The 11,940-nt window shown below is 61.4% G+C and carries 6 protein-coding genes and 1 pseudogene; 6 read left to right on the forward strand and 1 reads right to left on the reverse strand.

The genetic code is table 11. The features are described 5' to 3' along the window. Positions 1-56 precede the first annotated feature (56 nt). The 4 genes and pseudogenes from FJ404_13275 to FJ404_13290 all read left to right on the forward strand — a co-directional run bounded on the left by FJ404_13275 (position 57) and on the right by FJ404_13290 (position 7,173). On the forward strand, positions 57-1,004 hold the full coding sequence (locus FJ404_13275; protein ID MBM3823833.1) for a hypothetical protein: 948 nt from the start codon (positions 57-59) through the stop codon (positions 1,002-1,004). 41 nt (positions 1,005-1,045) lie between these two features. Next, complete coding sequence (locus FJ404_13280; protein ID MBM3823834.1) at positions 1,046-4,117, forward strand: DUF1553 domain-containing protein; 3,072 nt, start codon at positions 1,046-1,048, stop codon at positions 4,115-4,117. Positions 4,118-4,123: 6 nt separating this feature from the next. After that, positions 4,124-5,665, forward strand: a pseudogene (locus FJ404_13285) (DUF1501 domain-containing protein). Next, positions 5,662-7,173, forward strand: coding sequence for an alpha-L-fucosidase (locus FJ404_13290; protein MBM3823835.1), 1,512 nt, complete (start codon positions 5,662-5,664; stop codon positions 7,171-7,173). Before FJ404_13285 ends, FJ404_13290 begins: the two are co-directional and overlap by 4 nt. A 48-nt stretch (positions 7,174-7,221) precedes the next feature. Here FJ404_13290 and FJ404_13295 read toward each other — a convergent pair whose 3' ends face one another. Continuing rightward, complete coding sequence (locus FJ404_13295; GenBank protein MBM3823836.1) at positions 7,222-8,823, reverse strand: toll/interleukin-1 receptor domain-containing protein; 1,602 nt, start codon at positions 8,821-8,823, stop codon at positions 7,222-7,224. Between the two features lie 364 nt (positions 8,824-9,187). On the opposite strand from FJ404_13295, the gene FJ404_13300 reads away from it, so the two are divergent. Next, positions 9,188-10,750 (forward strand): 2-isopropylmalate synthase, encoded by a 1,563-nt coding sequence (locus tag FJ404_13300; protein ID MBM3823837.1) that lies wholly within the window; start codon positions 9,188-9,190, stop codon positions 10,748-10,750. Between the two features lie 319 nt (positions 10,751-11,069). Beyond that, the coding region (locus tag FJ404_13305) for an MBL fold metallo-hydrolase (GenBank protein MBM3823838.1) at positions 11,070-11,940 on the forward strand (871 nt) is incomplete at its 3' end.

Genomic DNA, 11,940 nt, shown 5'->3' on the forward strand with positions numbered 1-11,940 from the left:
AACCTCAAGCCCGCTTTGACATCGACGCCGCGCTGATTTCCCGGCAGGATCCAGGCATGAAGCTCTCCCGATTGATGCCGATGGTTCTGGCGGCTTGCTTCGCCTGGACTGCTTACTCCGAACAGACCGGACGCGGACGCCCGTTGCTGGTGGCCGATGATTCCACGAAGCGCCTGGCGATCGTCGGCGCCGACGGCACGTTGGAATGGGAAACCAAGGTGGGTCCGATTCACGACGCCTGGGTGCTACCGAACGGCAACATCCTCTTCCAGCAGAACTGGACCAAGATCGTCGAGATGACGCGTGATCACAAGGTGGTATGGGAATACGACTCGGCGACCCGCAACGGCAACGAAGGCAAAAAGGTGGAAGTGCACGCCTTTCAACGCCTGCCCGGAGGCCGGACGATGATTGTGGAATCGGGTCCGGCGCGGATTATCGAGGTTGATCCTGCGGGAAAGATCACGCACGAGATCAAATTGAAGGTGAACAAGCCCAACGCGCATAGCGACACCCGGCTGGCGCGGAAACTGGGCAACGGACATTACCTTGTCGCGCATGAGGCGGATGGTTTTGTGCGCGAGTACGACACGCGTGGGACGGTGGTCTGGGAGTTCGAAGTTCCCTTGTTTGGCAAGGAGCGCAAGGGCGGGCACGGCCCGGAAGCTTTCGGAAACGCGTTGTACTCCGCGGTGCGCCTGTCCAATGGCAACACCCTGATCGGCACCGGCAATGGGCATAGTGTTCTGGAAGTGACGCCCAAGAAGGAAATCGTGTGGAAAGTGGAGCAGCATGATTTGCCCGGCATCACGCTGGCCTGGGTTACCTGTGTCGAACGTTTGCCGAATGGCAACACCCTGATCGGCAATTGCCACGCCGGACCCGCCCATCCCCAGTTCATCGAAGTCACCCGTGACAAAAAGGTCGTGTGGACCTTCAAGGATTGGAAAAACTTCGGGGATTCCACCCCGGTCCAGTGGGCTTTGGACAGCAAGTCGCCTTAGGGCATTAAGAGCGCGAGAATCCTGGCGGGCAACCTGAACGTATGCTTCCACGCCGCCGCCTCAGCCCGCACGCGCAAGCGAACAGGATGGGGTGTTGGCTGATCGGGGCGATCCTGCTCCCGCTTTACCCTCTCGAAGCCCGGGCTGATTCCGAACGCGCCGCCGCCATCGCTTTCTTCGAAAGCAAGATTCGTCCGGTGCTCGTGGAGTCCTGCTTCGATTGCCACAGCCAGGGTGCGAAAGAACTTCGAGGAGGCCTGAAGGTGGATTCGCTGGAAGGACTTCTCCAGGGCGGAACCCGCGGTCCGGCGATCGTTCCCGGCCATCCCGACCAGAGCCCCTTGATCACCGCGATCCGGCACGGTGATCCGGACCTCAAGATGCCTTGGAAACGTCCGCGACTCTCGCCAGGCCAGGTCTCGGATCTGACGGCGTGGGTTCGTGCCGGAGCAGTCTGGCCGTCGAAGCCAGAAGTCTCTTCCGGCTCGGGGGCGTCCGTTTCGCCTTCGATTTCAACGGCGAACTCCGCGCACTGGGCATTCCTGCCGGTTCGGCGGCCTTCAGTACCGCAGAGCCGGCCGGGGGCGTCCTCCTCGCATCCGATCGACGCTTTCGTGCACGAAAGACTCGCGCAGAATAACCTGCAACCCAACGGACCCGCCGGCCGCCGTGAATTAGTGCGCAGGCTTTTCTTTGGAATCACGGGACTGCCGCCCGCCCCGGAGGAAATGGCGGCGTTTCTTGAAGACCCTCGTTCGGATGCCTGGGTTCGCCTGGTGGATCGGGTGCTGGCGAGTCCCGCCTACGGGGAACGCTGGGGTCGCCATTGGCTCGACGTCGCGCGGTTCGCCCAGAGCAACGGTTACGAGCGCGACGGGGAAAAGCCTTTGGCGTGGCGGTACCGCGACTACGTGATCAAAGCGTTCAATGACGACAAGCCTTTTGACCGATTCGCGCGCGAGCACATCGCCGGAGACTTGCTCGAGGATCCTACCTTCGAATCGGTCATCGCGACAGGCTTCCAACGTCTGGGGGTTTGGGACGACGAACCTGATGACAAGCAGCAAGCCGAGTTCGAAGAGCTGGACGACATGTTGTCGACCACCGGCGCGGCGTTTCTCGGAGTCACCATCGGATGCGCCCGCTGCCACGACCACAAGCTCGATCCCTTCACCCAAAAGGACTATTACCAGTTGCTCGCGTTTTTCCGTCAGGTGCGTCCGTCCGAAAACGCCAAATACATCCTGGATTCGGCCAATTACGTTCCTCTGGAACCTCCCGCCAAAGTGCGAGCCTGGGCGGATCGACAAGCGGCGGACATCGCCGCGCTCGAGTATGAACTGAAAGTTGTTTCCGTTCCGGAGCAGAAAAAGCGAATTGAGGATCAACTGAAGCAGAAGCGCGAATCGTCACCGCCATTCGAATGGGCGCTGGCGGCGCGGGAGCGAACGAATCCTCCCCCCAGCCACATTTTGGTCCGGGGCCGGCTTTCGACTCCGGGTGCGCAGGTCCAACCGGGATTTCCAAGCGTGCTGGGGATTTTCGGCCCGGCCGGGACTTCTTCCAACGCGCTGCGGCGCGTCGATTTCGCCGATTGGCTGGTGGATCGGCGCCATCCTTTGACCGCCCGGGTGATGGTGAACCGGCTGTGGCGTCATCATTTCGGCCAGGGCTTGGTCGCCACGACCACCGATTTTGGCAAAGCCGGCACTCCGCCCACGCATCCGGAATTGTTGGATTGGCTGGCGTCGGAATTCATCGACACCGGCTGGTCCCTCAAACATTTGCAACGGCTCATTCTCACCTCGGAAACCTATCGGCGATCTTCGGCGGCACACCATGCGTGCGCCGAGACTGTGGATCCAGCCAACCGGCTGCTGTGGCGGCATTCGGTGCGCCGGGTCGAAGCCGAGGTGATGCGCGACGCCATGCTCGCCGTGAGTGGAATGCTCAACCGATGGCCCGGTGGACGAGGATTCTTCCCCGATCTGGCTGGAGAAGTTCACGCAGGCACTTCGCGTCCCGGACAGGACTGGGAAAAAATGCCGGAGGCGCAGCTGTCGCGGCGAAGCGTCTATGCTTACGCGCGTCGCACCACCGCGGTGCCCGCCCTGGAAGTTTTCGATTACAACAACAACACTTCACCCATGGGAGAGCGTCCCGTCACAACCGTCGCGCCGCAGGCTTTGCTGCTCCTCAATGATCCTTTCGTCCACCGCCAGGCCTCCATGTTCGCGAGACGGCTTGAGAAGGAGGCCGGCCCCGCATTCGAAGCCCAGATCCGGCGCGGATATGCCCTGGCTCTTTCGCGCCAGCCCGACGCCCGGGAGCTCGCGGAAGCGCGCGACCTCGTCGAGAAGCAAACGTCCGCCTTTCTCGACATGGATCAGAGGCTGGATTTCAAACCTGACGCGTCCAGCTCCTTCCTTTCGGGTTTCCTGAATCGGTTGAGGGCGGAGGATCTCCTGATTGGGCCGCGCCGGGGCTGGAGCTATCACCGCGGAGTGTGGTCCAAGGCCTATGAAGGCATCCGCACCGTGGAGCGCGTTCAAGCCCCGTTCGCGCTCTATGAAGGGCTGCATTTCCGCGACGGAACGGTTGAAACGCGCCTGAATTTGGATCGTTCGACCGACTTCTTCTCACTGCTGCTGAGGTCCGTGAGCCGGGATGATGCGCAGATCGGTTACGAATTTTCTTTGGAAGCGCGCGCCGGCAAAGTCTCGCTGCGCAAGCACAATCCTTCGGTGGAGACGCTGGCGGAAAGAACTTGGCCCATTCCTCTGCATACGACATTTACGGCCCGGATCGAGGCGGAGGGGCCCCGCCTTCGCCTGTGGCTGAACGGTGATCCACATCCGGTGATCGATGTGACCGACGCCAATCCCAGGCTGGAATCCGGGTCCTTCGGGGTTCGCGCCTGGGGATCGCCGGGAAGGCTTGATCGCGCCCGGATTTCCGCCGCCGGCCAGACTCATGCCCTTCCAGGCGGGTGGCGCGATCAAGCCGCCGCTTCGGAGGGCAACGTCTCGTTTGAACGTTGGGCCCGTGCCAAAGCGCTTGAAGCCTTTTGCTTGCTGTTGCTGAATCTGAACGAATTTGTCTATGTTGATTAATTCCGCATGAAGGATTCCTCGCATCTGCCCCCCAGCGTGGCCGCGGCACCCGCCGGACTTTGTGCCGGACGGCGCCGCGAATTTCTCTGGCAGATGGGAGCGGGGTTCACCGGACTCGCCTTGACGGGAATGCTGGATGCGGACGGATTCTTCCTGGGCGCCGCGGCCGCCGCCACACCAGGACTTGCGGCGGCTCCTCCTCTCATTCCGCTGGGCAAGGCCAAATCCTGCATTTTCTTGTTCATGTATGGCGGCCCTTCGCAGATGGATCTTTTCGACTACAAACCCGAACTGCAAAAGCGGGACGGGAAGACCGTGGATTTGGAATTGCGGCGGCGCTCGATGCAGCAAGGGAAACTGCTCGCCAGCCGGCGAACTTGGGCGCGGCATGGCCAGTCCGGACAGTGGTGCAGCGACGCCCTTCCCCATTTGTCCCGGCACATGGACAAATTGGCTGTGGTGAAATCGCTCTACGCCGATTCGTTTGCCCACGGCTCCGCGATGATTCAAATGAACAGCGGCCGCGTCGTCCAGGGTTATCCTTCCATGGGGTCGTGGTTCAGCTACGGACTCGGCGCGATCAACCAAAACCTCCCCAACTACGTGGTGATGCTGGATTCCCGGGGAGGCCCCATCAGCGGAGCGGCCAATTGGTCGAGCGGATTCATGCCCGCGGCGTTTCAGGGCACGGTGTTTCGCGCGGCAGGCCAGCCGGTGCTCAATCTTTCACCGGCCGGCTCCATGACCGAGGCTCAGCAGCGGGATCTCATTGAAACCGCCAACCGGCTCAATGCCGCTCATCTGGCCGCGCGTCCGGGTTATTCCGAACTGCAAGCGCGCATCGCGAGCTACGAACTCGCTTTTCAACTGCAATCCACCGCCCCGGAAGCGCTCGATTTGGCCGGTGAATCCGAATCGACCAAACGCCTTTATGGCTTGGAGGATCCGAAAACGGATCACCCGCTGGGTCTGGGCCCGGCGCCCTTTGGCCGGCAATGCCTGACCGCGCGGCGGCTGGTCGAGCGCGGAGTTCGCTTTGTTCAGATCTATCACGGTGGCGGTCATCAACAGCAGAATTGGGACGCCCATCTCGGTGTCGAGGAGAACTTGAAAATCCATTGTCCCGAAATCGACAAACCCATCGCGGCACTCCTCGAGGACTTGGAGCAGCGCGGGTTGCTCGAGGAAAACCTGGTGGTTTGGGGAGGAGAATTCGGACGCCAGCCCGTCGTTCAGGGCAAGGGAGAAGGTCGCGATCACAATCCGAAAGGATTCACTTACTTTCTCGCGGGGGGCGGCGTTCGGGCGGGAGTTTCCTATGGTGAGACGGATGACCTCGGCCATGAGGCCGTTACCGACAAGCACCACATTCGTGATCTTCACGCGACGCTGTTGCACCTGATGGGGCTCGATTCTCGGAAGCTGACTTATTTCTAGCTGTTGCACCTGATGGGGCTCGACTCGCGGAAGCTGACTTATTTCTACGGAGGTCTGGAACAAAAGCTTACCGGCGTGCTCGACGCGGAGGTGATCGCCGGCATCGTGTGATGCTCCCTGGAGGCCAGTTTCCACCTCGAGTGCCGCAAAGGATGCCGTTGACGCTTCGATTAGGATCGAGGGTTTTGTGGCTGGCCTTCCTTTGGCTTCGGACTGCGTTGACGGCCGCGTCGGTTCTGCCGACGGCATGGGACGAAGCGCCGCGGCGTCCTTTGCCTGGCTGGTTCAACGATGCCAAGCTCGGAGTCTTCGTCCATTGGGGCCCGTACGCGGTGCCGGGATTCGCTCCTCGATCCGATGAACCCTCCGAGATGTTTACCCGAGGCGGCTGGGAGCTTTGGTTTGCTCGCCATTCCGGCGCCGAATGGTATGCCAACAGTCTGCGCATCCCTGGCAGTCCCGTGGAACGCTTTCACCGAAGAACCTACGGCGAGAAGGTTCGGTACGAGGATTTCGGCCCCAAGCTGCAGTCGGCGGCGGCGGCTTGGAACCCGGCGGACTGGTCCGAATTATTTCGTCGAGCCGGGGCTCACTACGTCGTCTTTTCGGCCAAACATCACGATGGCTACCTCATGTGGCCGAGCCGATTTTCCGCAACCGCGCCGGGTGAGTCTTTTGCTTCGCCGCGCGATTTTGTGGGCGAACTGGCGGCCGCGGTCCGCAAGTCCGGATTGCGTTTCGGTGTCGCGTATTCGGGCGGCCTCGATTGGTCCGTGACACGCGTTCCCATCACGAATATCGCTGAACTTTTCATCAGCACACCGACGCCAACGAATTACCTGCACGCGGTGGATCGTCATTGGCGGGAACTGATCTTCATGGCCAAACCCGATCTGCTGTGGAACGACCTTGGCAGCCCTGCTGACCTGCGGGTGGAGGCGCTTCACGAGGAATATTACGCCTCCGTTCCCGAAGGAGTCGTGAACGATCGATTCAGCCTCGGGCTTTACCCGGGTCCCGCCAGGAAACCCCGCGCGGATTTCGCCACTCCCGCCCTCGACCATCGCGACCGGCAGCAAGGGCGTCCATTCGAGGTGACCCGTCCGCTCGGCCGCTCGGCGGGATTCAACCGGGAGGAGCGCGAAGAAGATCTCCTGGCGCTCCCGGATCTCGTCCGGCTGCTGGTGGACGTGGCGTCGCGCAACGGTCGATTGAGTCTCGCGGTGGGTCCGGACGCGAGCGGCATCATCCCGGCTTTGCATCGCCGACGGCTGGAGGAACTCGGGGCGTGGATGTCCATTCACGGCGAAGCCATTCATGCGACGCGTCCCTGGCTCGTGCCGGAGTTAAGAACTCAGGAAGGGCTTGATCTGCGCTTCACCGAGCGCGGCTCGAACTGGTTCGTGCATGTGTTGAATCCCGCCAGAACCAATCGGCTGCGGCTGCACCCGTTTCGCTCCATGCCCGATACTTTGGTTCAATGGCTCGGGGTGGCGTCCGCGGCCACGTGGAGATCCCAGTCCAACGCGATCGAAGTCGAGGTTCCTCTCGAAAGGGTTCGAGTCCCGGTACTCACTTTGAAGATTTCGCCGCAACCCGTCTGGCTCGCACGGCCTTGAACCTGGAAACGGCGGATGAGACCTGGATTCCGAAGGTCGGGGTTCGGATTAAATATGCCGCAAGAGAAACTCCGTGTAGAGACTGCAACGCGGACGCGCCTGGTCTTGCGAGTCGCCATGAATGATGCCCGCGCTGCGCAGTCGATAGAAGCTCTCGGGCGTGGGACAGGATTGTCCGCGCAGCACGCCGGCCATGACTTGCGACAATCCCATATCCCGGGCGAGCAGCACCAAAATGCGACGCAAGTGGTCGCCGAAAATGCCGTCATCGCGGCTGGCCTTGGCGGTGAACTCCTCGAAGGAGGCTTTGCCCGAAGCCAGCTCATGCAGGCCCCGCCGCACCAGGAACGGATGGCCGCCGACCAGCGCGACAAACCGCTTCAGCGCTTCCGCGTCCTTCAAGGGAGCTCCATAACGGCGGTTGAGCTCCTCCACCTGAGCCGGCGAAAAATCCTCGAGCGATAATCGCGTGCCCACGTTGAAGGGCGATTGATTCATGTCGGTGATGAACAAATGCGCCTCCGTCGCGTATGCGATCACCAGCGTCAGCCCCGCCCACGGTCCGGACGGATCCAAAGCGCGCTCGTTGTGCCAGGAGCGGAAAAGCCCGAACACCTCGCTTCCGAACGGGCAGGTGAAAAGCCGGTCCACTTCGTCCAGGCCCCAGACGAGCGGGGCGTTCAAGTGCTTGAGCACCTCCCGCCGGAGCAAACGCTCGAAATTCACGCTGGCCCCGCGGCGTTCGTCCCAGAGGTCTGAGGGCAGCACCGGGAGCTCCAGTTGATCGACCAACGATTCCGCCAGCGTGATGAAAAACGAGGCGACGTTGTCGAGATTCGACGCGTTGAATTTCTGAAAATCCGTCAGCGCCACCCGCGCTCCTCGTTCGCGCGCGTATTGCACGCCCCTCGCCATGAGCGAAGTCTTGCCGATCTGACGCGCGCCTTTCACCAGGATGATGCTGTCGTAGCGGGTCAAGGCCGCCCTCAGTTCCTGGTCGGCCGGACGTTGCAGATAGAACGGGGAATTCAGCGGCACGGCACCACCGACCGGTTCGAGGACGGGTGCTTGGGGCGCCGGCGTTGCGGGTGCCTCCAACTTGACGTTCACGGGCTTCGGCAGCGGGGTGGGACGCGGCAGCAACCGAAGGCCCTTGGCAACCGACACCCGGACGGGCGGCGCCGCGGGTCGCACCGCCGCCAGCGCGTTCAAAATATCCTGCCGCAGACGGGCGTCATCCTGCGGCCCCTCCCAAAAATGATACACCAGCGAGTCGAGAATCGCGCCCAGGGAATCGGGCAACGGATCCGAAAAGGCCACCCGCACCGGAATCAAATGAGGTTTTCCGTGCTGGCTCTGCGCCGCGTCGTGGGAATGCTCCACTTCGAACCCAAAAATCTCGCTGTGAATGGAATGTTCCGAGAGCAGGGCGATCACGACGTCCGCGTGGCGGATTTTTTCCTCGATCAACTTCGCCCAATCGACACCGCTGGATCCGCCGCGATCGATGAACACTTCATGCCCGGCCTCAGACAACACAGCTTCCAGCAAGGCCGAGACATGGCCGTCGGGTTCCACCCCCCGCCGTTGCAGCAGCATGACTTTCAATGGAGCGACAGAAACGGTCGAAGACCCTGGGAGCGAGGACATAAGGCGTTAAGACTTTCTCTATGGCGAATGCGCGGGCGGCCCTTGGCGAAGGCAGGAGCCAGCCTGTCGCGCGGGGCGGATGTTCTGCTCGTGCTTAGTGTCGGGGGGGGCAAATGTCAAACCTTGGCGCCGAAAGAAAACCGAGAATCCCGTTGACTCAGGCACTCCTCCTCCCTTAAAGGAAAGTTGTGTTTGGTTTGAACCTCAATGGACTGCTGCTTAGCCACGCGCTGCTTGATCGCAGCGCGGCAGCCGGGTTCTAATCAATCATCCCTAGGATTTTCGAAACCCCGCTGCCGCTGCCCGGCAGCGGGGTTTTTGTTTTTCCGAAAATCCGCCCAATGCAAAACCACGAAGTCCGACTATGAAAAAGAACCGCATCATCCTCTTCGACACCACCCTCCGGGATGGCGAACAATGCCCGGGCGCGTCCATGACGCCTCGCGAAAAGCTGGAGGTCGCCCGGCAGTTGGCCCGGCTCAACGTGGATGTCATTGAAGCGGGCTTTCCCGTCAGCAGCGAGGGCGACTTTGCCTCGGTCCAAACCATCGCGCGCGAAATCAAGGGGCCGGTGATCTGCGGTCTGGCACGATGTGTGCCCAAGGACATCGACGCTGCCGGTGCCGCGGTGAAACCCGCCGGACGCAAGGGCCGGATCCATGTCTTCCTCGCCACCTCGAAAATCCACCGCGAATTCAAGCTCGGCAAGGCCAAGCACGAAATCATCCGGCTGGCGGTCGAGAGCGTGCGCCGGGCGCGCACGCACGTGAAAGACGTGGAGTTTTCTCCCGAAGACGGCTCGCGGACCGAACCTGATTTTCTCGTGGAAGTTTGCCGCGCCGTCATCGACGCGGGAGCGACGACCATTAATATTCCCGACACCGTCGGCTGGGCGGTGCCCGGGCAATTCGGCACGCTCATCAAGCGTCTTCATGATTCCGTGCCGGAATTCCAGTCGGGCGAAGCCATCATCAGTGTCCACTGCCACAATGACCTTGGACTGGCCGTGGCCAACTCGCTCGCGGCGCTTCATGCCGGCGCGCGCCAGGTCGAATGCACGATCAACGGGATCGGTGAACGCGCCGGCAATGCCGCGCTCGAGGAAATCGCCATGGCCATCCACACGCGCCAGGACTTCTTTACCGGATTCCAAAGCGGCGTGCGCACCCGCGAAATTGTCAAGAGCTCGCGCCTCGTGTCCCGCATGTGCGGATTGGTGGTTCAACGCAACAAGGCCATCGTCGGCGAGAACGCCTTCGCCCATTCGAGCGGCATCCATCAGGACGGCATCCTCAAAAAGCGTGAAACCTACGAGATCATGGATCCCCAGGAAGTGGGCTGGGGCGCGACGGAATTGCCCTTGACCAAGCACAGTGGACGGGCCGCCATGGCCGCCCGCCTCAAGCATCTCGGATTCAAGATGAGCGATGCCGAAGTGGCGTCCGTTTTTGCCCGGTTCAAAGAAATTGGGGACAAGAAGAAATTCGTGTACGACGACGATTTGCGCGCCCTGGTGGAAGGCCAGATCACGGAAGTGCCCGAGACATGGTCGCTCGAATACCTCCATGTAACGACCGGGACTCAGGCGGTGCCGACCGCGACCGTCCGGTTGCGCAAGCCGGGCGACAAGGATGGCGCCGCCCGGCAGGACGCCAGCATCGGCGACGGGCCCGTGGACGCCGCGTTGAAGGCCATCGACCGTCTCACCGGCACGAAGGGCAAATTGATGGAATACTCCATTCGCGCGGTGTCTGAAGGCCAGGATGCCCTGGGCGAAGTCACGCTCAAAGTGGACTTCGGCCGCGGGGAATGGGTGACGGGCAAAGGGGCGACCACCGACGTGATCGAGGGCAGCGCTCGCGCTTACTTGAACGCGGTGAACCGCCACCTCGGCGAACAAGCCCCCAAACCCCACCTCCATCAGTAGCCGTGATGGGTAAAAGCGGAGGGGACTGGGAAAGCAAGAATCTCACGGAGAGGGGAAGACATCGATCGAGTGATGCTGATCTTGATTCGTGGCCGGGACTCCGAACATCTGTCCAAGGCAGTGGACAGGGTTTGGAGTTCAGCCTTCAGGAGATCGGAAGCCGAAAAGAGAATCGCCGCTTGCACAGGCTGGCTTGCTTCGCGGGCTGATTTGATTTAAGACTCGCTGGTGTCGAATTCCCTCGGAAAGACCCTCGGCGGTGAGTTGCTCTCATCCGGCTGGAACCGTCGATCCATCGGTTGATTTCACATTCATTCCTATGAACGCTTCGCCCAACGCATCTTCATCTCGAAAGGCCATCCTCGCCAGTGTGATGGCGGCCCTCGCGTGGGTCGGGACCGGCTCCGCGCTGGCCGGGCCGGCCACCGGCACCTTGGACATTTTTTGGGTCGATTCCGAAGGAGGCGGCTCGACCTTGATGGTCACGCCCGCCGGCGAATCGATCTTGATCGATTCAGGCAATCCCGGCGGACGCGATTCCGAGCGGATCTTCAAGGTGGCCACGGGTCCGGCCGGAGTGCAGCGCATTGATCACCTGATCACGACCCACATGCACCTCGATCATTTCGGCGGAGCGGCGGAGCTTTCCCAGAAGATGCCCATCGTCAACGTGTATGACAATGGCGTGCCGGAGACCAATCCCGACGGCAACCGCACGGACACGCGATGGCCGCTCCTCATCAAGCCTTATCGGGAGATGAAGGTCAGCAAACGCACGGTGGGATCCCCCGGCATGGTGCTGCCACTCAAACCCTCTCCGATCGGACAAGCTCCAGTCAAAATTACCGTCGTTGCGGCCAATCAAAAATTCATCGAACGCACGCCCCGGCTTGCGGGGGTCAAGTGCGATACCGGCCGAGACATGGACCGGGACACTTCGGACAATGCCAACAGCATCGCCATCGTTCTTGAGGTCGGGGATTTTCGCTTCTTTGACGGAGGGGACATGACCTGGAACACCGAGGCAGCGCTCGTTTGTCCCGACAACCGGGTGGGAACGGTGGACGTTTATCAAGTCAACCACCATGGATTGGATGTCAGCAACAATCCCCTGCTCCTTCACAACCTTGCCCCGACCGTGAGCGTCATGAACAACGGTTCAACCAAGGGTTGCGGCCCTGCCACCTTCG

The organism is Verrucomicrobiota bacterium (genome assembly GCA_016871495.1).
Taxonomy (GTDB): domain Bacteria; phylum Verrucomicrobiota; class Verrucomicrobiia; order Limisphaerales; family VHDF01; genus VHDF01.

Bases quoted from the DNA above. Each gene is read 5' to 3' on its own strand.
- FJ404_13275 (MBM3823833.1), top strand. From the start codon at position 57: ATGAAGCTCTCCCGATTGATGCCGATGGTTCTGGCGGCTTGCTTCGCC.
- FJ404_13300 (MBM3823837.1), top strand. From the start codon at position 9,188: ATGAAAAAGAACCGCATCATCCTCTTCGACACCACCCTCCGGGATGGC.
- FJ404_13295 (MBM3823836.1), bottom strand. From the start codon at position 8,823: ATGTCCTCGCTCCCAGGGTCTTCGACCGTTTCTGTCGCTCCATTGAAA.
- FJ404_13280 (MBM3823834.1), top strand. From the start codon at position 1,046: ATGCTTCCACGCCGCCGCCTCAGCCCGCACGCGCAAGCGAACAGGATG.